Consider the following 21,539-nt stretch of genomic DNA (forward strand, 5'->3'; position numbering starts at 1 on the left):
CGCGTAGAAGGCGACGTGGGGCTGGACCCGACGTTGCACGGATTTTCGCGTTCGAGGTTGAGGCTGTTGCGAAGATTCTGTTCCCGCTCTGCCCGCTTTGTTCAGGTTCGCGGACAAAAGCTCCGGAGTTTTCCTTGGTGTCAGTGACTTTGGACAAGATGACGGACTCGTGAAGCGAGGATGAGGACTTTGACTGACGTTTTCAGCACTTCGGAGCTGCAGGCGCTGCGTGGCGAAAAGCTGATGGACGACTTCATGCGGGCCGGCACAGAGCCATGGACCGTGGTCTACGCCGGTGAGGGAGTGGCCACCAGGCCGGTCTCGACAGTCGCCTACTCTGTACTTGCTCCTCCGGCGTTAAGAGCCGAATTCCTGGACGAAGAGGGCTGGGATGTCCTTATTGGCTGGGGTCGACCCGGAATCATCACATCCTTCGGCGAGACGCGTCAAACGTCATACTTAAAATTCGGCAACGACGACGGCTGGGAACCGCTTGTCATCGTCACCGACAGAGCAGGCACCCGTGAGGCCGAGGTAATCCTGAACCAGGAGTTCCGGCTGGTCTTCGACTTGTTCGAAGACAAGGCTTCAGGAAACTTCGTCAGTGTTGAAAAGGATGGCACTGAGACAGTCGTTGTCGAGGTGTCGGGACGAAATGTCCGTATCAGGACTTCCTTCCTCGCTCGCTTCCGAGCCCTCAAACAGCTCGACTTGTGGCTCTACACCGAAACGATCACTCATTTCCCTGCCCTGAGCCAGGATGGTAACTTCGAGCAATTCAACACAAAATGGAAGAACGCCGATTCTGCCGGGCTCAACCATGTAAGCCTCCGCCTCGATTACCCGGCCGCACTCTTCCGGGCCAAAAAGTACCTTGGTCCGGCACCGATCGAACACTGTAACTTGTGGCAGTACGAGGCTCGGGACGAGACATACGAGGACTTCATCATCGGGGAAGATGAAGTCGGTCGGACCATCAAGTTCACCTGTGAAATAGATAAACTGGGCGACTATTTTGGGAAGAACCCTGACGCACCCAACTACCTCACGCCTGTCTTCTTCCGTAGCGAAGTTTTGCAGAAGTACTACAACAACCCCGAGCTGTACACGGTTACGGAAGGTTCCGTATCCTGCAAAGGCCGCTGGCACCTGAGGCTGGACAACGACCACGGCGATCACGTGGCCGTCTTCCTAGGGGATTTGGGCGGGGACCTTCCGGAGTCCGAGCGTCAGTACTGGCGAGCATTCAACGTGGCGCCTTCAGGGGAAATGAGCGGCACATATGTCCGTCGTTCGTTTTTGGGACAGTGGGCCGACGCGGAGCAGCCTGACCATCAATTGAAACGGGCTTACAAGGACCTTCAGTCCCGGTGGCTCCAGGTCCATGGATGGCAGCTCCATCGGAATCCTCACAAGATCGACGAAGGGATCTTGGATAGGTTGCATGTTCCCCTCAATGAAACCCAGACCGAGTTCGAAGACCAGCTGATGATCCTGGCGAAACTTCTTGTTGATTTCCTGAACGACAAAGGGATTGGCAAGGTTGTTGGTAAGGGACCCGAGAACGAAAGAAGCCTGGGAAAGCTTCAACGCTTCTTCGAGAAGGTCGGCTACGACCAAGGCGATGAGGACCTTTCGTTGCTCAGAGAAATACAGGAGCTCCGTTCACGGGTGGCCGCCCATACGAAGGGCTCGGACTACGACAAGTTCATCGCAAGCAAACTCGCAGGGATGTCGAAGAAGGAACTGGTCAGGGACCTCCACCGGAGATCTACACTGATGTTGCGACGGTGGTTTGAGCTTGCCACTGTGGACGGTGGCAAAGAAGTCGCCGAGATATAGCTGCAGCGGCGGTCCTATGTGAATTCCAGGCCTGCCGGTATGGCTCGCGAAGTAAGCAGGGCTTTACACAGCGACTTCTCGGACGCTGCGACACCGGGGGCATGAGGCACCCTTAAAGTTTGCAAACAAGGGGTGTGCAGTAGCCCCGCAGCGTCACATTCATCCCACCAAGCCTCGGTCTGCCCGGTTCGTAGTCAGGCTCCCACGGCGCTGCAGAGTTCACCGCGGTGAGCGACATCGGCTGGGGTGACGCTATATAGGTGAAGGTTTTGGTGGCCTTTCGCCGGGCAGGAGCGTGCCCAGGTTCCGGGATCCTGGGCGTAACTCACGTTTTCGTATTCCGCGTTCGCGAATGATCGTGGAACAAACGTGACCCGTTTTAGGGACTCAATAGAATCGTTCATCACCCACGAAGCGGTGCTGCGGACCCGGTCATATCTATGGTGCGGTCAGCCCGGGGTTGCTTTGATCGAGCAAACCCGGGCTGACGGACTTATTGCCAGGCCTGAACTGCCCGCTCAGACCAGTAGCGGTTTGGGTCCACGGCCAACGGGGCGAGTTCCCGATCGTCCGTTGGAGTTCGGGCGGCCAAGTTCGCCGACAGTTGGGCGGGGGTAACCGCGCCGCTAAGGACGACGTCGGCCCACGGCTGCGCCAAAGCGGCACCGAGCGCGAACGCGTCCGTCGTTTGCCCGTCCCAGCAAGCCAGATCATTCACAGACTCGACGGGACCACCATCGGTGAGCCGTCCATTGGCCAGTGCTTCTTTGACCACCACGAACCACCCCGCCTCGTGGGCTCTCGCCAGTGCCGGTGCCGCTGATTGCTCCAACACGTTCCACGTGGCCTGGACGACCTGAAAGGGTGAGCCTGGCAGTGAGCGGGCCCGATCGATCACTTCGCCTTGAGCTGGACCGCTGGTGGAAATTCCAACCCGTACCCCGGCATGGCTCAATTGTCTGAGCTGTTCGAGCAGACGAGTGTCCGAAAGTGCAGGGCTGTCCGGGGTTACCGAATGGATCAAGTACAAATCCGGTGGGGTGCCCAGCGCCTGAACAGTTTGGGGCCACTGGCGTTCGAACATGGCAGGGGAGTGCTCTTTGCGTTCATGCACGTCCGCGTCCATCGTCCAGTTGCCGACGTACTCGTACCCCCACTTGGAACCGATGACAAGATCCGGACGCCGCCCTGGGTATCCGGCCAGCCAGGATCCGAGAAACTCTTCGGCGTACCCGTAGGAGCGGGCAGCGTCGAAGTACCTTACCCCGGCATCCCATGCGGCATCGAGCAGCTGATGGGCCCGGTTGCGCAGGTGCGCTGGCGTACGTTCGGCTGAATCGCCCAGGTCATTGTCACGTCCTGCGGTGATGTAGGCGGGACGACCGATGGCCGCCAAACCCAACCCGATATGCCCGTGTTTTCTCCCTGTCATGTAGAGGGCCTGCCGGTTGTGTGGTCGGACTGCACTCTGCGCATGGTCCGGGTTCCGCTGCTGAGGATCAGGCTTTCCGTGCGGACCCGGTCGCCTCTTCGTTGCACACCCCGCAGCAGGTCACCATCGGTCAGGCCCGTAGCGATGAACAACGCGTTCGGTCCTTGCACGAGATCCTCTGCCTCCCAGATGCGTGATAGCCCGGCGGCTTCCCCGTCCAGCGGATCTGGTCGGTGAAGCCGGACCTGCATGTAACCTCCGAGGGCTTTCACAGCGCAGGCCGTCAGCACTCCTTCGGGGCTGCCACCGACCCCGAGGGCCATGTCGACTGCGGAGCCCTCGCGGGCGGCGTTGATGCCGGCTGCGACGTCGCCGTCGGGGATGAGCAGTGTGATGGCACCGGATGACCTGATCTCATCGATCAGGGCCTTGTGCCGGGGTCGATCCAGGACGGCGACCTGGATCTGGTTGACCGGTTTCCCTTTCGCGTTAGCCAGGGCTTGTACATTGGCCGCGACGGTGTTGTCCATGTGGACCACTCCGCGCCCGGCCGCGTCGGTGACGATCTTGTCCATATAGAACGTCGCGGAGGCGTCCAGCATAGTGTCCCTCCCGGAAACAGCGATCACGCACAGGGCATTGGGCCTGCCGGCCGCTGTCAGGGTGGTCCCGTCGATGGGGTCCACGGCGATGTCCAACGCCGGCCCCCGGCCGGTGCCGACGAGTTCACCGTTAAAGAGCATGGGGGCGGCGTCTTTCTCTCCTTCCCCGATCACGACCCTTCCCGCGATGTCGACGGTGGACAGATACTCCCGCATGGCATCCACAGCGGCTGCATCCGCGGAGTTCTTGTCCCCGCCGCCGATCCATCGTTGGGCGCTGATCGCTGCAGCTTCGGTGGCGTGTACAAGCTCGAGCGCAACGTAGCGGTCCAGCAGATCGTTGCCCGCGCCTCCGGGCACCACCGGTTCTGGCTTGAGGCGCGTCGTTGAGGCACTCACTACGCGGATGCACCCAGGGGCTGCCACACCCGGGAGTTTCCGGCGGCGTCGGCACCCGCTTCGAAGAACAGAGCGATGGTCACCGCACCCGGGTCCAGGACGCCGCGGGCGAGCTCTCCCACGTAGGTTGCCCTGCCACGGGCGGCGATGAGGTCAGTGGTCGATTCGGCGCCTGCGCGGGCCGCCAGCGCCGCCTCGAGAAGGGCTTCCGCCAACGTGCTGCCACGTTCTGCTGCTGCGGTGAGCGCCACGGACGCCGGTTCCAGTGCGTCGATCATGGTGTTGTCGCCGACTTTGGCTCCACCGAGCTTCTGGATGGTGGCCAGGCCTGAGGCGATGCCTTGGGCGATTTCATGGACAGCTGCGGCATCATTCTTCGTGCTTTTGGCGATGTCACGGAACCACATACCGAACAACGGGCCGCTGGTGCCGCCGGTGGCCATGAAGCCGCGGCTGGCGGCCTGGAAGACACTGATGCAAGTGGCTTCGGCAGCGGCGGGCAGGCCCGCATGGGTGCGTTCCAAGGCGGAGGCGATGTTCGTGCCGAAATCGCCATCACCGGCGAGCCGGTCCAACTCAGTCAGGTAGGCCTGGGTTGAGCCGAACCGTTCGCTGAATGAGGTGATCCACGTCAGTGCAGCGGCGCCGTCGATGAGGTTGTTCATGGTATTTCCTTTAGTTGTTGTTTCGTTTACCAGGTAAGGGCAGGGGTGCGGACGGTGTCGTCCCAGAGGCTGAGCAGTTCCTCGTCGGCCACCGTTAGAGTGACCGACAGGCCATGCATGTTCAGGGACGACACGTAGGTTCCTGCCAGCGAGCGGGCAACAGTGATGCCGCGGCTGTTCAGGAGGTTGTGGACGTGGCGGGCGGCGATGGACAGTTCCAACGGGTAGGCACCCCCGAGGCCATTGACAATCGCGATGACCGACTGTCCGCGTTTGAGGTCAAGGCTGGCCGCAAGGGGGGAGACGAGTTGTTCGACCAGGTCGTCGGCCGGTGCGTACGGGATTCGCCCGGTGCCGCGTTCGCCGTGGATTCCAACACCGAATTCAACTTCGTGGGGTTCGAGTTCGAAGGCTGCTGCAGATTCTCCCGGGTGGGCGCCGGCGTCCAAGGCGATGGCGAGGCTGCGGGAGCGGGCTACCACACCGCGGCCAAGGGCCGCGATGGTGCCGGCGTCGGCGCCGCGTTCGGCCAGGGCGCCGCAGACCTTTTCGACGGTGACCACTGCCGCGGTTCCCCGGCGTCCGGGGCCGTCGCTGCCGTTATCGGAGGCGAGGTCGTCGTCGACCAGGACCTGTTCCACGGCAAAGCCGTCCTCGTCTGCCAAGGCGGCGGCGATCTGGAAGTTCAGGACGTCTCCGGTGTAGTTCTTCACGATCTGTACTACCCCGGCGCCGGTGTTGGCCAGCTGGGTGCCGGCGTGGACCTGATCGGCGGTGGGGCTGGCGAAGACAGCACCGCAGACGGCTACATCGAGCATGCCACTGCCAACGAATCCGGCGTGGAGAGGTTCGTGCCCGGAGCCGCCGCCGGAGACCAGCCCGACTTTTCCGGGTGTCAGGTTTTTGCGGGAGATGAGGTTGTTTTCGTTGTTGAACGTCACCAGTTCGGGATAGGTGAGGGCAAATCCGTCGAGGGCTTCGTCGATGACGTGGTGGGGGTTGTTGACGATGTGGCGGCGCACGGTTGTGGGCATGGGTTTACTCCGGTTCTTATGGTGGGTTGATGTAAGTCGGACGAGAGGTGTTAGAGCTCGCCGAATCCTTGGAGGACGAGTTGTTTGACCGCGTTGACCGCCTGTGGTGCGTCGGGGCCGTTGGCATCGATGCGGATCTGGTCGTTCTTGCTCGCGGCGAGGGACAGGATCCCGATGACACTGGAAGCGTCCACTGGTCCGCGCCCGGCCGTGGTGTTGGTCAGTTCGATCTCGGCACTGAACTCGCCGGCGGTCTTGACCAGCAGTGCTGCAGGCCGCGCGTGCAGACCCATGGGATTGACGAGGCGTTCCTCGGCACTGGCTTCGTGATCGTTTAGAGCAGACGCCGGTGGCATGTCTGTTGGCCCGGTGCCGGGTTGTGACTTTTTCGCATCGAGGGCGTTGCTGGCGTCCACAGCGATGACCTTCAGGGTGGCGCCCGCGGCGGCGCCAACGACAGCCGCTGTTGTCGCCTCCACGAATGGTCCGTCACTGATGATGACGGGGTGGGTGCTTTCGCGCAGGTCCAGGGCCAGGGATGAGCTGAGAACAGCAGACCCCAGGTCGGTGATGACCAGAACACCGTCTGTGTCGGTCAGCTCATCGATCGCCGATGCGATGGCAGTCGCGTCGGTGCCGAAGCCTCCTGCCGCTCCCGCGGCGATCCGGATCGCTGGTCGGGTCTCATGGACCATTTGCAGGGCGAGGTCCCTGGCAGCATGAGCCAGTGCTTCACTGTGTGAGACGAGGACGATACCGATCATCGGGTAGGTCCTTCCTCGACGCTGGCGGCCAAGGCTGCGACCAGGATCGCTGCGGATGCGGCTCCGGGATCGATGTGCCCGGCGCTGCGCTCACCCAGGTACGAAGCCCTACCTTTCCGGGCGACAAGGGGCTTGGTGGAGTCCCTGCCTTTGGACGCCGCGGCTGAGGCGGTGGCGATGGAGCCGCGCAGGTCAGTACCGCTCGCCAGTGATTTCGACAAAACCGTCGTGGCGGGTTCAAGGGCATCGATCATGGTTTTGTCGCCGATCCCGGCGTGGCCCCGGGCGATGACCCCGTCCACGCCGGCGCGGACAGCTTCTTCGAACTCTGTGGCTTTCAACTGCCGTGTTGCAGGGCTGTTGCGGCCCATTTCGAGGAAGAAGGTGCCGTAGAGGGAGCCGCTGGCCCCGCCGACGGTGGAAACGAGTGTCATGCCGACGGTTTTGAGCAGTTCCTGCACGGTGGCGGGGGTGACGGCGTCGAGTTTGTCGATGACAGCGGCGGTGCCGCGGACCATGTTGGTGCCGTGGTCAGCGTCCCCGATGGCTGAATCCAGTTCGGTGAGCCAGTCCGCTTGGGAAGTGATGTCCGCGGCGAAGCGCTGCAGCCAGGCATGAAGGGCTTCGACGGTGAGTGCTTCGGTCATGTCAGGCCTTCCAGCGCAAGGCAGGGGTGTCGACGGGTGCGTCCCAGAGGTGAAGGATTTCCTCATCGGCTTCAACGAGAGTCAAGGAGCAGCCGGCCATGTCCAGGCTGGTGACGTAGTCTCCGACCAGTGATCGTGCGAGCGTGATGTTGCGTTCCTTGAGCCGGTCGGCCACTTCGGCGAACATGCCGTACAGCTCGATCAGCGGGGTTCCGCCGAGGCCGGTCAGCAACGCGATGACGGGTTTACCGGTGAAGGCGTAGTCGGTGGTGATCGATTCGACCAGTTCTTCGGCTAGTTCGGCAGCGGACATGACGGGCACGCGTTTACGTCCAGGTTCGCCGTGGATGCCCACACCAAGTTCCATTTCCCCTTCGGGAAGATCGAAGCTGGGCCTGCCGACGGCCGGCACCGTGCAGCTTGTCAGTGCTGCCCCCATGGAGCGCCCTGCGTGGGCGACCCGTTCGGCTAGGACCTGTACTTTTTCCAGCGGCCAGCCTTGAGCTGCTGCAGCGCCGGCGACCTTTTCCAGGATCAACGTGGTGCCGACGCCGCGGCGCCCGGCGGTCCAGGTTGAGTCTTCGACTGCGACGTCGTCGGCAACGATGACCGTGGCAATTTCGATGCCCTGTTCACGGGCGAGTTCGGCCGCCATCTCGAAGTTGAGCAGGTCCCCTGTGTAGTTCTTGACAACAAAGAGGACGCCGGAGCCAGAGTCCACTCCGCTTGCAGCTGCAAGGATCTGGTCGGGAGTTGGAGAGGTGAAGATTTCACCGGCACAGGCCGCATCCAACATTCCGGCGCCGACGAAACCGCTGTGGAGGGGTTCGTGTCCGGAACCGCCGCCGGAAACCAGTGCGACGCGTCCTTCCCGGGGTGCGGTGCTGAAAACGATCCTGTTCGCGAAATCAACGGCGAGATCGGTATGTGCTGCGGCGACGCCACGCAGTGCGTCAGCCAGCAACGTTTGCGGTGAGTTGATCAATTTCTTCATGCGCGGGACTCCTCTTCGGTCAGCGCTTCGGTGAGGGTGGTGCGGTCGGCCTGGGTGCGGGAGATAACCCCGAACAGCAGGCCTGCGGCGATACCGGCGGCCAGTTCAGCAATGACGTAGACCGGCCACTGCTCCCAGGCAACGGTGCCGCCCATCAGCTGTTGGATGAGCATCGGTCCGGTGGTTCTGGCCGGGTTGATGGAAGCGCCGGTGGCCGGTGCGACGGGAATGATCGCGGCGAAGACGATGAAGCCGATGACAATACCGGCGAATCCTGGTGCGGCCTTGCGGTGGATGACGCCGAAAACGGTGAAGACCAGAAGGAACGTACCGATGAATTCGGCCGAAAATGCCTGCCATACGGGGATGTCGCCGTAGGCCGCAACGCCCAGACCAAGCTCGCTGGCTTTCTGACCAAGGACTGCGATGATCGCGAGGGAACCTGCGACGGCGCCAAGCACCTGTGCGGCCAGATAGCCGGGGACGTCCCGCCATGGGAACTTCCCGGTGGCGGCGAGGGCGACAGTCACCGCGGGGTTGATGTGGTTTCCGGAAATGTAACCGAACACGTACACGGTGCCGATGACAACGGCTCCGAAGGAGAGCGAGATGAATCCGAGTTCCGAACCGGTGAACGGTTCGGTCCCTCGCGCCATAGCGAGGGCAGGTACGGATCCGACGCCCACGAACACGAGGAACGCTGTGCCCAGGAATTCAGCGGCCAGCTTTTGCCAGGTGCGGTTTTCGTCCATTACGAAGTTCTCCTTTGAACAAGTGGGGTGAAGTGAGGCGAAGCAAGCATTCGACATTATCGAATGCCATTTGCTATTATCGAATCATGCCGGTTGGGCTTCGAGCCTGTCAAGGGGCTAAATTTGCTTGTTGAACGTGTAGGCAACGGATGATATGAAAGTGGGTGCTGAGACCTGTGATCCAGTCGATTGACCGCGCAGCCAAGATCCTCGGACTCCTCCAGGGCGCCCGCCGTCTGGGCATCTCGGAGCTGGCTTCGGCACTGAGCCTTCCGCCATCGACGGTCCATGGCCTCGTGAAGTCACTTCAGGAACACGGCTTGGTCGCCCAGGAAATATCAGGCAACCGCTACGTGCTCGGGCCTGCACTACTCAAACTTTCCAGCGTTTACCTCGACACGCTTGATGTCCGGGCGCGTTCAATGCGTTGGATGCACGAGCTGTCGTGGCGGACCGGTTGCGCGACAAGGTTGGGGGTGACTGTTTTGGACGAGGTCCTCATCATTCATCATGACCGGCGCCCCGATGGCACCGAACAGATGCCAGAAACGGGGCTCAATCTGCCCGCCCATGCCTCGGCTTTGGGCAAAGTGTTGCTTGCCTACAGCTCTGAACTTGAAAAGGAAGTCCTCAATAAGCCACTGGTAGAGCTGACCGGTGATACGTTGACTGATCCGGCACAGCTTCACGAGCAGCTCTCGGAAGTACGAAAAACCGGAACCGCCTTCGAATATGAAGAAGCTGTCATCGGTGAAGCGTCCGTGGCGGTTCCCGTCTACGGTGAAAGCGGGGCAGTGGTCGCAGCGCTCTCCGTCGTACTCCCGACAAGTGAGTGGCCAGCAGATGAAGCGACCGTCCGTCAACTGCGGGACGCTGCCCGGACCATCTCCCGCGAACTCGGCGCACCAGGCCGGTCATCCCAAGGCAATCGGTAGGCTGCCTCAACTGACGAACGAAGTATGTCTTTCGTCCGGCTCTGCACGAATTACCGGCAGGTAGGTAATCACGCAGGTAGGTAATCACGCAGGTAGGTAATCACGGGGAGATGCCCGGGCCCCCTCTAGGATGGAGCGGTGTCGGATGAGAAGAAGAAACACAGGTTCCTGACCATTGAACAGGTCGCCGAAGAACTGAACGTCTCCGTATCCCAGGTGCGGGCACTGCTGAAGACAGGTGAGTTGCGCGGGCTCCAGGTCGGCGGGAGGAACGTGTGGCGCATCGGAGCCAACGACGTCGAAGAGTACATCGCCGAAGCGTACAAGCGCACCGCTGAGCACATCGCGGTGGGTGACCTCCCGGACTGAGAGAGTGCGCTAATTCCGTCCACTGTCCCCGACGCCCGCATAATCAACACATGCCTTCCTGCGCTTTCTGCGGCTCCACGCAGCAAATGACCCGCGAACACGTCTTCGGCCAATGGGTCAGTAAAATCGGCCTTGACCTAAGCCCCGTACAGCACAAAGCAGGCCCACTGAACGGACTCCCGCGCGACATGGGCCGTCAACCCCCATACCGCCAGACCGTAAAGAATTTCTGTGCATCGTGCAACAACGGCTGGATGAGCGACCTGGAGGGCACCGCCCAAAGGGTTCTGACACCCTTGATCCTTGGTGAACCAGGAACCATCGACTTCGAAGACCAACCCGCGATTGCCATGTGGATCCACAAGACAGCCCTCACTGCGATGCTTATCTCCAGTGACCAACAACGTGACGAAGGGTACGGCCTGCCGTCGTCCGAGTACTCCGAGTTGTATGCGCGCCGGGATCAGATGCGGCCTTTGGATGCGAGCCGTTTCTGGGTTGGGCGTTATGTAGGAACGGATGGATTTTGGGCCGTGCGGGTTACTCCGGTCACGATGCGCATGTCTGCGTTTCCGGAACCCGACTTTCCCCATGGATATGTCATGACCATCGTGCTCGGTCACCTCATCCTGCAGGCCCTGAGAGTAACCGCACCGGATAGGGATTTTCCCGTCAAGAGCGATCTCGGGATGCCACAGGTGTGGCCCTCCCGCGGAAACCTTACCTGGCCCGCAGGACAGCCTTGTGACAGAACGGGATTTCTCCAGTTCGCCGATGGAAAAATGTTGAGCCCAGCCTTGAAGCATCTTGAACTTCATCCTTGGACCCCGGCAACCAACGTGGCCCGGAGCATCATTGTTGGGGACCGGGTTCAAGTCCCGGCGGTATGCGGAAAGCATGTCCTCCACTACCCGGTAACCCTGCTCCGCGAGGCGAATCGAGGAAGGTTCTACGCCTTTGTGGCGCGATGCGCGTGCGACCTGACCTACCTGATGCAAACGGAGCTGGACGGCACTCACTGCAAAGCGGTAGGGAAAGCTGAAGGGGTCAATGAAATCTACGACGACATATCGGGGGACGAGCGTGTGATGAGCAACAAATCCAGAGTTTTCGTGTGCAAGCGTCTTGTTGCCGACCCCGCGATGAACGGTGTTGTTTGATGTCGTTAACCAACGACGTTTCATGGGCGGACCTGGTCTCGTTGGCCGTAGGTGTGGCTTCCCTCGTGGTTACAGTTGCGATCTTCCACTTGGGTCGGCGTCTGTCTTTCCGGCAACAGCGTGAACGCATAACGGAGCTGGAGGGAAAAGCTTGGGGCGTGCTTGGGCCCATCAGGGTGGAAGGGCTCAACAGCAAAATCATCGTCATGAACGTTGACCGTTACAAGCGCGGATACGACGGAAGCAATGAGTTGACGTGGCGGGGGTGGATGTACACAGGACCGGAGATGATTGACGTTGACCACGCGGGAGTGGTGGTCATCGCCGGAGTCGTTGAAAGCTTCTACGACGACTCTGGAAGGCGGACGTTGAAAAAGTCTCCAACCGCCGCTCCGCCGGTGCTTCGCTGCGGGCACATTCCGTGGCGGTGGATTGAAGACATTTCACCCAACGGTGACGAGTTCGACGGCTCAGCGATCTTTTTCGTGCGTCACGGGTCCCCTGGCCGGGAGCCTTACGACTCTTATACGTACCGTGAGGCAATACCGGTCCCTTTCGGTCCCCACAGTCGCGACTACTATAAACCCATCCCCGACCTGGGGCTGTTGCGGCCGCGCCCCATGAGAGATTGGTGGCGTTTTGCCAGATCACTGAAGCGCCTGCGCACCTCGAGAAGTCGTCGGAGAGGTCTTCGCTAAAAGCCCAGATTGCTTGACGGAATTGCTCTGAACGCACAGCGTCCGGGACCGCTGGCCGTCTGTGGCAGAGCCGGCATTTTCTCGCGGGCTTAGGGGACACAGTCGCTGTTAGCGGTGTTCGGCTAGCGTCGGAACATGGCGGTGAAGGCCGCTGTCGCACAACAGAACGTCCGGGCCGTTGCTGTAGCATTCCTTGGTCTCCACCACACAACCTGGCGGTTCGACGTACTCGCCGTTGGGCTTGCGCTGAGAACATCGCAGACGCATCTGTGCCCGCCGTGGAATTCCTTTACCTACCGGCAATGTCCGCAGTTGGTCCTCTGTAGCGATGATGAATCGGTCCCGCCCCTGAAGCATGATGGCCCGGACTTTGTCCGTCAACGACGTGGTGGCCCGTTTGAACGTGACCTTTTCGCCGGTGAGCTCATTGCTCCAGGCGACAGCCCGGGATGGGCTGATTGGCCACCAGATGGTCCTGGCTTCGTCCAAACCAGGACGCACGCCGCCCACGAACGGATTCTGGACCGGAGCGTCGGAAGTTATGAAACGTCCTTTCGGATCAACCCAAATTTCCAGCTGACGGGTCGTCATGACGTCAGCCGCCTTCCACATGGTGCGGAACAAGATTTCGGTGTGGATGTTGTTCAGACGCAGTGGGTCATGATCAGTTATCGGGCTGGTGAACCCGTCTGCCTGCTGCTCGCCCCACCACAGATCCTGCTGTTGCATAAGCCGGCGGCTCTGAGAGGTCCGCATCCGTTGAAGAGCTGCCGTGACTCCGGCGGCCATGAAGTCTTCGAAGCTGAGGTCGCTTCCCTGATCGAGTGTGAGCAGAATGTATTGGATCCGACGGACCTCTTCATCCACGGCTCCGAACATCAATTCCACGCGGTTGTGGGCTTCGCCGTCCATCCCGACAACCCGGTAGAAATTCTCGGTGACGCAGACGTCGTTGACACCCAGTTGCTTAACGCTCCCGGTCTCGGTGTTTAACGTCCATACCCGCTTCCCATCAGCGGACCAGCGCTTCAAATGCGTCTTCGGCACATAATGGTGGCGGCGGGCCTTCGTGTCTGATGCTTCGGCGGAGTCATGGAGACGTTTGTAATATTGCTTCGCTTGCTGGTTCAGGAAGTCGCCGCCGCCCGTCAGCGGGATTGCGCCCCAAGGATTTGGGATGACCTTCTGGAGCTGCCATTCACCCGGGGAAGTCAAGAGAGTCATTGATCCACAATATGTCTTTCACCGCTCCTTATGATTCAGATCCTTTCTCCAGCTTGGCAAGTCGTTCTCCGATGCGGCTTCCGTCACGGCGCGCCTTCGGGCAGCGGTCCATCCACCTTTTGAGGACGGCGATTTCTTCGCTTTTCTGCCCGAGCTTTCGGTGGACGATTGCGGCCTGCTCCGTGTACCAAGGTGCCGGTTCCCGCCGTCCTGCGTCGCCCTCAGCGGCCTGGATGGCTTTGTAACAAAGGACGAGTGCCTCTTCGTTGCGGCCCTCACGCTTCAGTTGCTTGATCGGCTCAACCAATTCCAGGTAGTGGACTCCATCGACCATGCCCCGTTTGAACTGGGCTGCGCGTTCACCGCCCTCCGCCAACGCCTCCTGCACCATCGCAGCAGCATCGGTGTGGGCTTTGTTGGTTCGGTCGTGGGCCGTGAGTGCTGGCGGGTCCTCGGGTGCGTAAGCCCATTCCGGCTCGCCTTCGCCAAGCCAAACGTAGGCCTTCGCAAGCAGCTTCTGCTCGCGCTGAACATGAAGTTGGTACCGTGCAGGGTGGCTGACGCCTTCAGGCAGCGCGATCTTCTGCGCAATAAAGGAGGGCAGGTATCCGACTCTCTCGCCGCCCACCAGAACGGCCACTGCCTGCGGGTCTGCGGGGTTTTCCGGTTCGCGCTGCAGCTGGGCCGCGCCCTCGTAGTAGCCACCGGTGCCGAAGGCTTCACGGTCAGCCAGTGCCGCTACTGCCTCACGGGCGAAAGTGGTTGTGCCGGCAACTTCAACGCAGGGGTTGAAGGACAGAACCATACGAAAAGCCGGCTGTTCGGTTGTTCGTGGTTTCTTGATCTCCGCTATTGGCGGCGTGACCGTCGCTCCTCCGACTAGCTGCCGAACCCATTTGCCAATCCCCACTGGTTCCCCCTGAAGAAGTCACGATCAGCGGCAACGCCGCGTTGATGACTCTATCAACCGGGGGACAAGGGCTGGTGTCAAACAACTGGCCGGGCTATCACAGGCCAGTGGCGGCCTCTTCCTCCTGTCCGCGCGACAGGATAGATTCTGCGAAAAGGGGAGGGACCATGGTCAACGACGACTTTTCCGGCTCGCAGGAATCCGACGGGCGACCACCCACGGGCGGCCGCGCGTTCATGGATGCAAGCCGCGCCGGCCAGCTCAGTTCGGCCGCCCAGCTCCTTCTTCTGGGGACCTATCTGCTCGGCTCAACTGACCAGATAATTGCCGCGCAACCTGACGCTGATGATCTGTCCGTGCCGTACGTCGAAAGCTTCGATGGTTCACTCGAAAGCTGGAAAAATCCGGATTCGCTCGAGTCCCTCACGAGGATGGCCATGCAGGATCACGGAGTCGCGCGTGAATCTTTGGAATGGCGTCCGGGAATTCCGTGTCGACCTGAGGAGCAATTGGCTTTGTGGCGGGATGTTGAACTGACCCGTCGCGCACTCTCCGCTGTGGCCCTCATTAGCTTGTCCGTATGGAGCGAAAGCGAGATCCAACAGGTCGCCGCATCGGCTGCCGTCCACAGCCTCACGACCGGTACGTACGCCGTTGCGGTCCATGTGTTGGAACGAGCGCTGGCGTCCCGGGACCCCCTCGCGGCCGAGATAGCAGAGGCAGCCCTTGGGGAGAACGCGCGCCGATCGACGGTTAGGGACACTGAGGTGGAGGGCAGCCGCTCGGCTCCGGAACCGGAAACAAGCCTGACCATTCATGGGACGTGGGCCCGGCTGGCCGAACAGCGGTGGTATGCGCCGGGGTCGACGTTGCATTCCCATATCCGCAGCGAGGTCAACAGCAATCTGTTCTCAAACCCCGAGTACTTCAGATGGTCCGGCGGTTACAGCGAACAAGAACGCAGAAGCGGCTCGGATGATTTTCCGCTGTGGAAGCGGGCCCAGGGCGTCAAATCCATCGATACCCTCTACGCCCACAGCCACGGCGGAAACGTTGCGCTCAATCGCATAGCTGCCGGGGAGAAAGTCAAGCTTCTGGTCCTTCTCCACACTCCCGTCTTGCCCCGCTCCGAAGATGAATGGAATGCCATCAGGCCTAACGTCACCAGAGTCCTCCTCATGCGTTCACGGGCAGACCTGGTCATGCTCGCAGATGGCCTGCGTAATCAAAGCTCATTGAATTTTGGCCAGCACCAGCTTCCCCACAGGCGCATATTGCCGCATTGGAAAGGCAAGGATGCGTGGTTCTCCCACAGTCTTTTCGTAGATGACTCGACGTGGACCAAGTACAACCTCGCTAACGAAGTGAAGTACGAGTGGGAGATTGCGAACACGATCAGTCCATCTCCCCGTCCGGGTACTTGGACCTTCTGATGCCGTCACGGTCAGGTCCCTGGGTTGCCGCGCCGGAGACGGGTGGGTGCAGGACAGACGTCCGATGGCCTTCGTCGTGCAGTGGCCAAGGCTCGAGGTCGCAGCAAATTTCTATCCAGATGTGCCATCGACAAGTAATGGAATGCGGATTTTCGGTGGCTTTGAAGAGGTTATGAATGCCGGCCCAAAAATGCGGATGCCCCCAAATTGGGGGCCATGTGATAACCCTCGTCTCTGGAGGAGGAGGTTCGTTCCTCAGGTTATCACATGCATTAAAATGCCGGTCTCTCACGCTCGACCACCATAAGCGGCCAATTCGTTCGGGAATCGACCGCCGGTCGAGTGGCTTGACGGCCCTGCATCCCAGTGCTGGCGGGGAATTTGGGTCCAAAATGACCCCCACTCGACCAAAACGACCATGTGGGGCACATGCCTCTCTAGGGAGATTGCTTTCTTTCTAGAAGAAAGGTGTCCCCTGGTGAAAGAACACTGGCCCCCTTATATATATCTATATTTCTGGTCGTTTAAGTAGAGTAGTAGTAGTAGAGGGGCCTCCTTCCCTTTGTTTGCAAGGGATTTCCCACTCGACCAGCTGGTCGAGTGGTGGTCGTTTCGGACGAGTGCCCGGTCGAGCCACGAATCGTCCCATTCGATTCGTCCTTCGCACGCCGCGGAGTTCACCCATTGATCCCCAGCGCATCCGGGAAAACGGAAACAATGAAGACCCGGCTCTCAGGTATTGTGGGTTTTGTCGGAAGATCCTAAGAAGACCCGGCGTTTGACTTGGTGGCGGAAGATCCTGAGAAGACCTGGCACCAACGCAGTCCCTGTAGGCCTTGGCGAGCATTGAGAACGCATCGAGACTCTTTGCGCGTTGGCGAAACAAAGACGGTTCCGTGCCGGCAGTCCACCGGTGCAGCGGTGCGGCAAGAGTCGCATCTGTTTGGACTTGAAGCCCGGAATGAGCCCGCGGATTGCCCCGGCGCTGAGCGGACGGCCGAAAATACAGCTCATCGTATCACGTCACAATGCGGCCGAGTTCGGGTGTGTTCCTGAAATTTGCATTCAGCGAAACTCAGGGACATTCAGAACCAAAGACAGCTGGGAGCCTCCAACGGACAATTGCAAGTGGCGTGTAGCATCACCAGATGAGCGAAATAGGGCTAGCACTCGCACGGAGAGACTTTCCGATAATTGAACTCGTTCTCCGGCGCACACATAACCTAAGTCAGTTGGAACCTTTTCGGTCAGCACACGAGGAGCATAACGACGGTACGGCAATGAATGGCAGCCATGATGAGGATGACTCGGACTGGTGCGTCGCGACCATTGTTCACTCCGGATCGATTCGCGTCATTTACAGAGATGGGTCTTTCTGGGGTGTCCGAGTGCGGGATCAGCAGCCTGAATGTCTCCAAGAGGAATTTGAAGCCTTCAAAGAACAGATTGCTGCACCCTCGCTGGGAGGCGGAGCTTTGTAGGCCCAACTAAGACGTTATGCAAGGCAATTCATCTGGTTGGACGGACGTGCCGTCTACAGCCGTTCTGAGCTGTGGCGGATCCAGGGAGTTGACCGATTCCGAATGGGCCGTCGCAACCAATTCCACCGTTGACCTGCCGCAGCAGCTTCTTGCCGGCGAAGATCATTCCCCATGCGACGTGCACGACAAGGCCGTAAAAGGTCGTCGGCTGGCTCGTAGCGCTGGCTGAACTGTTAATCGATGGAGCAAAATGTTAATCTGGCTGTATGTGGGATCGGGATGTTCGTATGGCGTTACACGCCGCCTTGGAGCGCCAGCACAGTCATGAGCGCGCGGACACCCGGTTCGTTGATGAACTGAGCTTGGCTGGAGAAGTGCGTGTTGACGTCGCTGTCCTCAACGGCGCTTTTTCCGGCTATGAAATCAAGAGTGCCCAGGATACGTTGCGCCGCCTTCCGAAGCAGGTCGAGGTGTACTCAAAAATGCTCGACCACATGACGTTGGTGGTCGCGGACAAACACCTCGCCCATGCCCTGCCGTTGCTTCCGGAGTGGTGGGGTGTCATGACCGCCGCCATCTCCCCGGATGAGGGTCTGGTCCTTACACAGCTCCGGGAAGCGCAGTACAACCCGGGCATCGATTCGTCGTTTCTCGCCACGCTGCTGTGGCGGGAGGAACTTCTGGATGCTTTGGAACAGCGCGGCATCGACAGGGGAGTGCGCTCCAAGCCGCGACATGTGCTCATGACACGGCTCGTGGAGCACCTTGACGTCGACCAAATGCGGGTTCTTGTCCGCGAGCAGTTGAAGGTCAGAGTGAATTGGCGGGAGAGTGCAGCGTGACCTCGATTTGACGCTAGGTTGCCCTGCGCCGCCACGGTACGGCGTTTCCTGAGGCCAACAGGCTGCGGCCCCTTCGATCCAGACTTCCGGTTTCGCCGTTTTCATTCGGATCGGGGTTTCGAGGAGGGCGCGTCTAATGAGGGCCTGCTGTGCCGGCGCTACGGTGGGCCACCTTTGGCTTTTGCCGACGGAGGCCTCGCACAGACTTCACCGAACGAAAGCCCATCGGGCTTCGGTCGCGCAGCGGAATTCGGCGCGAATCGTCAACAGTTTAGGGCCGATGTCCAGGGTCGCTTCCCGAGTTGCCACCGGATGGTCGACGAGGTCCGGCAAGCGCGCTCCCATTAAGGCTCGATTTGTCCTCGAGGAGTAGCGGTTCAAGGCTTCATCGCCACTGGTGCAGATCTCTCGGGTGCCTCTTCGGTCGCTGCCCCGTCTCTTTATTACCTCGACAGCATCGCGGCGAGTCCTTCCCGGGCGCCGCTTCGGCCCCGGTCTGACGTAGTGGATTATTGGCCTCACCACCCCGGCGCACGGGTTGCCATGCGGGTCCACGTAGTCCCGACACGGCGACACCTGTGTGGGGTGTTTCTAGCTTATGCACGTTTTATAAATGTTTAATAAACCGCTAAAATTCTTGCTATGGACCCCCTTGAGAATCCGTACACACCCAACGCTGGCGCGAATCCGCCGGTGCTCGTCGGCCGAACCGACGAGCTTGCCTCCTTCAAGCTCCTGTTGGCCAGGCTGGCGCGCGGACGCAGCGAACAGTCAATGATCATCACCGGGCTCCGTGGGGTAGGGAAAACGGTGCTACTGGGTGCCTTCCGGAAGGAAGCCATATCCGCTGAATGGGCTGTCATAGACATTGAGGTGAGCAAGCACGATGACAGGGACTTCCGGCGCCAGCTGGCGGTGGAGTTCCGGAAAGCTCTGCTGGAAATCTCCCCACGCGCCAAGTGGACGGATCGTGCAAGGCGAGCGGCCGGTGTGCTGCGCTCGTTCACGGTCTCTGTTGATCCGGAAGGCAAGTTTACTGCCGGCTTTGACGTCGAGGCCGTCGAAGGCCAAGCTGACAGCGGCCAGCTCGGCGTTGACCTTACCGACCTTTTTCTGGCCGTTGGAGAGGCAGCCCAGGACCATAAGACCGGCCTTGTTCTGCTCTTCGACGAGGTGCAGTTCCTTTCCAAGGCCCAGCTGGAGTCACTGATCGCTGCCCTGCACAAGACTGTTCAGCGGGAACTGCCCATAACCATGGTCGGCGCGGGCCTTCCACAGATAGCCGAGTTGGCGGGCGAGGCGAAATCCTACTCCGAGCGACTGTTCAAGTTCCCGAAGATCGGAACGCTCAAGGATGTCGATGCCATCGAGGCAATTAGTCGACCGGCTCTGGACAGCGGCGTTGTTTTCGATGAGGCCGCCGCCAACCAGGCTGTGCACCTCACCGGAGGTTACCCCTATTTTCTGCAGGAAATGGGATCAGCGGTGTGGAACCTGGCCGAGGACAACAAGATCACGACGCGGGACGTCAACGACGCTCACCGGTACGTTGAGGAGAAACTTGATGGCAGTTTCTTCAGGGTCCGTCTGGATCGAACGACGGAGCTTGAACAAGCCTATCTTCGCGCCATGGCCGAACTGGGCCCTGAACCCCAACTGGCCAACGATGTGGCGACACTGCTGAATCGCACGTCCCAGCAGGTGGGTCCGACGCGGTCTCAGTTGATTGACAAGGGATTGCTCTACACGCCGAACCACGGATATGCAGCCTTCACTGTGCCGCATTTCGATCAGTTCATGCTTCGAGCGGTTCCTGTACTCATGGTCCCGGAGCTGCGGCACCGGAGAGGGCGGCATTCCGCCTGACAAGATCGGCTCCGATCTGCGGCGCAAGCCGTGTGGGTGGCGGTTCGTGCACTGCCCGAGGACGCTGATGTTCAGTCTGGATTGGCTACAGCATGTTCCCCGCATGCCCGCCCTGCGAGAGCCGATGGCGCCGCGACCCAGCAGGTGTGTCTACTTGTTTTTCGATACCGGTAGCTGCCCGAGGCCAGCGAGCTGGCACAGCGAACATCACCTCTCTGGACCAGCTCGTCCCTGTGGCCTCGAGATTCGGGTCTGGTAGCGGGGATACGCCGCTTGTGGTGGGCCGGCGGTTGGCTGTGCGCGACCAGCCGCGCCATGAACATACGGCGCGGCTGGTGGATGCACGTCGCTGTCCGCGACCAGGTGGAGTCAGAGTGAATTGGCGAGAGAATGCAGCGTGACCTCGATGTGCCGGTACGTCGCCCATCGCCGCCAGGTCATGGGGTTGCCTGACGGGCCCCCTGCCGCGGCGGCTTCGATCCAGGTTTCCGCTTTCGTGCGGACCGGGGTCCCGTACAGGGTGTGCCCAATGAGGGCCTGCAGTGCCGGCGCTACCGATGCGCCACCTTTGCCTTTGCCGCCGGAGGCCTTATAAAGACCGCCGCGGACAAAGACCCACTGGGCTTCTGCCGCATACCGGAGGGTGGCGCTGATGGTCAGAAGCTTGGGGTCAATATCAAGGGTGACCTCAGGGTTTGCCACCAGATGGTCAAAAAAGTCAGGCAGGAGTGCGCTGATTCCTTTCAAGCCCAAGTAACTGGCGGTGTACTGGGCCAGTTCCGCCCGACGGAGGACGAACGTGCCTTGGCCGGTCGGCAGATCCTTGGGCCAGCTGTGGCCGCCCGTGGTGATATGGCGCCATCCTGTACTGGATGCAGCATGCATTTCGTTCTGAATTGCCGCGACGACCAGAGCGTCGACTTTGGCCTCAAAATCCAGAAAAAGGTCGACGTCTGAATGTCCGGCACCGACAGCGGACATCACCGTCGTGGCAGCCGCGGCGTTGATGCCGGGCCAGTCGTTTGTTGTCAGGCGAATGCCTATTCCGCGTCCGTTGGCTGCATGGAGTGATTTGGCGGCGGCAAGGAACGCGGCAGAACTTTGCGGGGTGGCCAATGGCATCAGGAGGAGCCCCAGTTTCTGGGCTTCGGTGACAAGCCAATGCAGAGGGTGCTGGCCGTGGACCAACCCTTCGTCGTCCAGTAACGACAAATCGATATACGCCAGGCGGTCGCCGCGGGCGGCGTGAAGCTTCTTGGGCAGATCGGCCAGATGGGCTGTCGGGCTCTTTGCGAAGACTTCGTTGTCGTAGTCCCAGTCACGGGCAGCGACGATGAAGACCGGCGTGATCTGTGCGTGGGAAGCCGCCGTCAGATCTTTGTAGGCTGCCAATTCGCCGGCCCTGGCAATGGTAAATGGCCGGTAGATGGGAGGCGTCGCCGGAAGGGGCTGTGGGGACGCTGCTGATTCAGTCATGAAGTTCCTTCGGG

The 21,539-nt window shown here is 60.4% G+C and carries 19 protein-coding genes; 8 read left to right on the plus strand and 11 right to left on the minus strand.

Annotation, left to right across the window (positions count from 1 at the left end; all coding sequences use genetic code 11):
- Positions 1 to 189 precede the first annotated feature (189 nt).
- Positions 190 to 1,842: a hypothetical protein gene (locus tag ACSSVG_RS19960; protein ID WP_231338630.1), complete on the plus strand. Its 1,653-nt coding sequence runs from the start codon at positions 190 to 192 to the stop codon at positions 1,840 to 1,842.
- Between the two features lie 493 nt (positions 1,843 to 2,335).
- On the opposite strand, the gene ACSSVG_RS19965 is transcribed toward ACSSVG_RS19960, so the two are convergent.
- Genes ACSSVG_RS19965 through ACSSVG_RS20000 form a run of 8 tightly spaced genes read right to left on the minus strand, consistent with a single transcriptional unit; the run spans position 2,336 to position 9,131 of the window.
- Complete coding sequence (locus ACSSVG_RS19965) at positions 2,336 to 3,274, minus strand: aldo/keto reductase (RefSeq protein WP_231338629.1); 939 nt, start codon at positions 3,272 to 3,274, stop codon at positions 2,336 to 2,338.
- Positions 3,271 to 4,239 (minus strand): class II fructose-bisphosphatase, encoded by a 969-nt coding sequence (gene glpX, locus ACSSVG_RS19970; protein WP_231338665.1) that lies wholly within the window; start codon positions 4,237 to 4,239, stop codon positions 3,271 to 3,273. The genes ACSSVG_RS19965 and glpX overlap by 4 nt, the downstream gene beginning before the upstream one ends.
- A gap of 35 nt (positions 4,240 to 4,274) precedes the next feature.
- Positions 4,275 to 4,940: a dihydroxyacetone kinase subunit DhaL gene (dhaL, locus tag ACSSVG_RS19975; protein ID WP_231338628.1), complete on the minus strand. Its 666-nt coding sequence runs from the start codon at positions 4,938 to 4,940 to the stop codon at positions 4,275 to 4,277.
- 26 nt (positions 4,941 to 4,966) lie between these two features.
- Positions 4,967 to 5,974: a dihydroxyacetone kinase subunit DhaK gene (locus tag ACSSVG_RS19980; protein WP_231338627.1), complete on the minus strand. Its 1,008-nt coding sequence runs from the start codon at positions 5,972 to 5,974 to the stop codon at positions 4,967 to 4,969.
- A gap of 50 nt (positions 5,975 to 6,024) precedes the next feature.
- On the minus strand, positions 6,025 to 6,738 hold the full coding sequence (locus ACSSVG_RS19985) for an HPr family phosphocarrier protein (RefSeq protein ID WP_231338626.1): 714 nt from the start codon (positions 6,736 to 6,738) through the stop codon (positions 6,025 to 6,027).
- Positions 6,735 to 7,385 carry a dihydroxyacetone kinase subunit DhaL gene (gene dhaL / locus ACSSVG_RS19990; RefSeq protein ID WP_231338625.1) on the minus strand — a complete coding sequence of 217 codons (651 nt, stop codon included), beginning with the start codon at positions 7,383 to 7,385 and terminating at the stop codon, positions 6,735 to 6,737. Before dhaL (ACSSVG_RS19990) ends, ACSSVG_RS19985 begins: the two co-directional genes overlap by 4 nt.
- Position 7,386: 1 nt before the next feature.
- Positions 7,387 to 8,379: a dihydroxyacetone kinase subunit DhaK gene (gene dhaK / locus ACSSVG_RS19995; RefSeq protein WP_231338624.1), complete on the minus strand. Its 993-nt coding sequence runs from the start codon at positions 8,377 to 8,379 to the stop codon at positions 7,387 to 7,389.
- Positions 8,376 to 9,131, minus strand: a complete 756-nt coding sequence (locus ACSSVG_RS20000) for an MIP/aquaporin family protein (protein WP_231338623.1) — start codon at positions 9,129 to 9,131, stop codon at positions 8,376 to 8,378. The genes dhaK and ACSSVG_RS20000 overlap by 4 nt, the downstream gene beginning before the upstream one ends.
- A 164-nt stretch (positions 9,132 to 9,295) precedes the next feature.
- Between ACSSVG_RS20000 and ACSSVG_RS20005 the strand changes: the two genes are divergently transcribed.
- From ACSSVG_RS20005 to ACSSVG_RS20020, 4 genes are all read left to right on the plus strand, one after another.
- Positions 9,296 to 10,066: an IclR family transcriptional regulator gene (locus ACSSVG_RS20005; protein WP_231338622.1), complete on the plus strand. Its 771-nt coding sequence runs from the start codon at positions 9,296 to 9,298 to the stop codon at positions 10,064 to 10,066.
- A gap of 138 nt (positions 10,067 to 10,204) precedes the next feature.
- Positions 10,205 to 10,435, plus strand: coding sequence for a helix-turn-helix domain-containing protein (locus tag ACSSVG_RS20010; protein ID WP_231338621.1), 231 nt, complete (start codon positions 10,205 to 10,207; stop codon positions 10,433 to 10,435).
- A 50-nt stretch (positions 10,436 to 10,485) separates the two neighbouring features.
- The gene (locus tag ACSSVG_RS20015) at positions 10,486 to 11,595 is read left to right on the plus strand and encodes a hypothetical protein (RefSeq protein ID WP_492415962.1); all 1,110 of its coding nucleotides are present in this window, start codon (positions 10,486 to 10,488) and stop codon (positions 11,593 to 11,595) included.
- A complete protein-coding gene (locus ACSSVG_RS20020) occupies positions 11,595 to 12,293 on the plus strand; it encodes a hypothetical protein (RefSeq protein ID WP_231338619.1) in 699 nt (232 codons plus the stop codon). Before ACSSVG_RS20015 ends, ACSSVG_RS20020 begins: the two co-directional genes overlap by 1 nt.
- A gap of 108 nt (positions 12,294 to 12,401) precedes the next feature.
- Here ACSSVG_RS20020 and ACSSVG_RS20025 read toward each other — a convergent pair whose 3' ends face one another.
- Complete coding sequence (locus tag ACSSVG_RS20025) at positions 12,402 to 13,517, minus strand: DUF4238 domain-containing protein (RefSeq protein WP_492415964.1); 1,116 nt, start codon at positions 13,515 to 13,517, stop codon at positions 12,402 to 12,404.
- A gap of 28 nt (positions 13,518 to 13,545) precedes the next feature.
- Positions 13,546 to 14,322 carry an HIRAN domain-containing protein gene (locus ACSSVG_RS20030; RefSeq protein WP_231338617.1) on the minus strand — a complete coding sequence of 259 codons (777 nt, stop codon included), beginning with the start codon at positions 14,320 to 14,322 and terminating at the stop codon, positions 13,546 to 13,548.
- Between the two features lie 272 nt (positions 14,323 to 14,594).
- Between ACSSVG_RS20030 and ACSSVG_RS20035 the strand changes: the two genes are divergently transcribed.
- From ACSSVG_RS20035 to ACSSVG_RS20045, 3 genes are all read left to right on the plus strand, one after another.
- The gene (locus ACSSVG_RS20035) at positions 14,595 to 15,860 is read left to right on the plus strand and encodes a hypothetical protein (RefSeq protein WP_231338616.1); all 1,266 of its coding nucleotides are present in this window, start codon (positions 14,595 to 14,597) and stop codon (positions 15,858 to 15,860) included.
- A gap of 1,768 nt (positions 15,861 to 17,628) precedes the next feature.
- Positions 17,629 to 18,183 carry a sce7726 family protein gene (locus tag ACSSVG_RS20040; protein ID WP_231338615.1) on the plus strand — a complete coding sequence of 185 codons (555 nt, stop codon included), beginning with the start codon at positions 17,629 to 17,631 and terminating at the stop codon, positions 18,181 to 18,183.
- A 642-nt stretch (positions 18,184 to 18,825) separates the two neighbouring features.
- On the plus strand, positions 18,826 to 20,049 hold the full coding sequence (locus ACSSVG_RS20045; RefSeq protein WP_231338614.1) for a DUF8462 domain-containing protein: 1,224 nt from the start codon (positions 18,826 to 18,828) through the stop codon (positions 20,047 to 20,049).
- Between the two features lie 369 nt (positions 20,050 to 20,418).
- On the opposite strand, the gene ACSSVG_RS20050 is transcribed toward ACSSVG_RS20045, so the two are convergent.
- Positions 20,419 to 21,525, minus strand: a complete 1,107-nt coding sequence (locus tag ACSSVG_RS20050; protein WP_231338613.1) for a beta family protein — start codon at positions 21,523 to 21,525, stop codon at positions 20,419 to 20,421.
- Positions 21,526 to 21,539: the final 14 nt, after the last annotated feature.

This window comes from Paenarthrobacter sp. E2MeOHC11 (genome assembly GCF_058744955.1).

Excerpts from the sequence above, each read along its gene's own strand:
- ACSSVG_RS19965 (WP_231338629.1), bottom strand. The coding sequence starts at position 3,274 with ATGACAGGGAGAAAACACGGGCATATCGGGTTGGGTTTGGCGGCCATC.
- dhaL (WP_231338628.1), bottom strand. The coding sequence starts at position 4,940 with ATGAACAACCTCATCGACGGCGCCGCTGCACTGACGTGGATCACCTCA.
- ACSSVG_RS19980 (WP_231338627.1), bottom strand. The coding sequence starts at position 5,974 with ATGCCCACAACCGTGCGCCGCCACATCGTCAACAACCCCCACCACGTC.
- ACSSVG_RS19985 (WP_231338626.1), bottom strand. The coding sequence starts at position 6,738 with ATGATCGGTATCGTCCTCGTCTCACACAGTGAAGCACTGGCTCATGCT.
- dhaL (WP_231338625.1), bottom strand. The coding sequence starts at position 7,385 with ATGACCGAAGCACTCACCGTCGAAGCCCTTCATGCCTGGCTGCAGCGC.
- dhaK (WP_231338624.1), bottom strand. The coding sequence starts at position 8,379 with ATGAAGAAATTGATCAACTCACCGCAAACGTTGCTGGCTGACGCACTG.
- ACSSVG_RS20000 (WP_231338623.1), bottom strand. The coding sequence starts at position 9,131 with ATGGACGAAAACCGCACCTGGCAAAAGCTGGCCGCTGAATTCCTGGGC.
- ACSSVG_RS20015 (WP_492415962.1), top strand. The coding sequence starts at position 10,486 with ATGCCTTCCTGCGCTTTCTGCGGCTCCACGCAGCAAATGACCCGCGAA.
- ACSSVG_RS20020 (WP_231338619.1), top strand. The coding sequence starts at position 11,595 with ATGTCGTTAACCAACGACGTTTCATGGGCGGACCTGGTCTCGTTGGCC.
- ACSSVG_RS20025 (WP_492415964.1), bottom strand. The coding sequence starts at position 13,517 with ATGACTCTCTTGACTTCCCCGGGTGAATGGCAGCTCCAGAAGGTCATC.
- ACSSVG_RS20030 (WP_231338617.1), bottom strand. The coding sequence starts at position 14,322 with ATGGTTCTGTCCTTCAACCCCTGCGTTGAAGTTGCCGGCACAACCACT.
- ACSSVG_RS20035 (WP_231338616.1), top strand. The coding sequence starts at position 14,595 with ATGGTCAACGACGACTTTTCCGGCTCGCAGGAATCCGACGGGCGACCA.
- ACSSVG_RS20040 (WP_231338615.1), top strand. The coding sequence starts at position 17,629 with ATGGCGTTACACGCCGCCTTGGAGCGCCAGCACAGTCATGAGCGCGCG.
- ACSSVG_RS20045 (WP_231338614.1), top strand. The coding sequence starts at position 18,826 with ATGGACCCCCTTGAGAATCCGTACACACCCAACGCTGGCGCGAATCCG.
- ACSSVG_RS20050 (WP_231338613.1), bottom strand. The coding sequence starts at position 21,525 with ATGACTGAATCAGCAGCGTCCCCACAGCCCCTTCCGGCGACGCCTCCC.